Here is a 1436-nt window from a genome sequence, read left to right as displayed (position 1 = left end):
GTCGTGGGGATCTCGGAGCCGGTGGCGGCCAGCGAGCCGCCGCCGGTCGAACCGCCCACGGCGCCGCCGACCGAGCCGCCGACCGAGCCACCGGTCGAGCCACCGGTCGAGCCGGCGCCCGAGGTGCCACCGGTACCGCCCGAAGTGCCGGTGCCGCCCGTGCCGCCCGTGCCACCGGTGCCGCCGGGAAGCTGGGCGTCCTTGTCGAGAGAGACGGCGAGCGTCACCGGGTCCAGCTCGGTGCCCGCCGGGTACATACCGTCGAACGCCTTGGTGCCATCGGCCGTGAGCTTCGCGGGTGCGCCGGTCAGCTGCACGATCTTGCCCTTGGCCGTGAGACCGCCCGCCGGGATCGTCAGCGAGGCGAAATCGACGTTGTCGAGCTTGGTGACCTTGCCGGTGGTCTTGCTCTTGGTGCTGATGTCGGCGACCAGCGTCCCCTTGGAGCCGTTCACCTTCACCTCAAGACCGCTGACCCTGAGGTCGAGGACGTACGAGCCCTGCGTCAGATGGCCGAGGAAGCGGACGCCGCCGCCGAAGGACGCGTCGAGATTCCTCTTCGCGGTGTCGAAACTGCCCTTGCCGTTGGGGAAGCGGTAGCCGTTGGCAGTCTTCAGCGCGCCGCCGGACACTTCGACCTTGCCCTTGGCGAAGCCGGTCTCGACGTACTCGCGGAAGCTGCGCTTGAGACCCCAGTCGAGATTGCCGTTGACGATCGTGCCGTCACCGACGCCCGGCCCGGTGGGCGGCGACGAGGGGGTCTTGCCCGGGGGCGGTGTGGCGGGCGGGCTCGACGGCGGTGACGAGGGCGTCTTGCTGGGGGTGGGGGCCGGGGACGAAGGGGTCTTCGACGGGGTTGGACTGGGCGGCGGGGACGAGGGGGTCACGGTCTTGACCGAGAGGGTCGCCGCGTCCAGCACGTCACCCGCCTTGTACATCCCGTTGAACGCCTCCGCGCCCTTCGCGGTGAGCTTGGCGGGGATGTCCTTGAAGACCATCGCCCCGCCCGCGCCCGCGCCGGGGCTGACGTTCGCCAGGTCGAGGTCCGCCACCGCGATGTCATTCTGGGTCGTGCCGTTGAGCGTGACATCGGCCTGGATGCTGCCGCTTTTGCCCTCGGTGACCACCTTGAGATCGGCCATCTTGATGGTGAAGCCGTGCGCCGTGGAGGCGAAGGTCACGGAGCCCTGGAAACCGGTACGGACGGCGTGCTTGCTCCTGTCGTAGGTACCGGTGCCGTCCGTGAAGGTGAACGGGCCGTTCGCCGGAGCCTGCCGGGCGCCGTCCGCCGCCGTGATCGTGCCCTTCGCCATGCCGACCACGTACTTACGGAACGACTCCTTGAAGCCCCACTCCAGCGTGCCCTCCTTCAGCTCCGTGGCGGGGGCGGCGGCCTTCCCGGCCGCTGCCCCGGGCGCCTCTCCGGCGTTCGGGGC

1 protein-coding gene is annotated in these 1436 nt (G+C 70.5%); it reads right to left on the bottom strand.

The genetic code is table 11. The features are described from left to right. Positions 1-1436, bottom strand: a 1436-nt coding sequence (locus tag ACWF94_RS40430) for an HtaA domain-containing protein (protein WP_453500280.1), incomplete at both ends; no start/stop codon positions are given.

The sequence above is a fragment of the Streptomyces sp. NPDC055078 genome (assembly GCF_053607985.1).
This window is presented reverse-complemented; position numbering and strand designations above follow the sequence as displayed.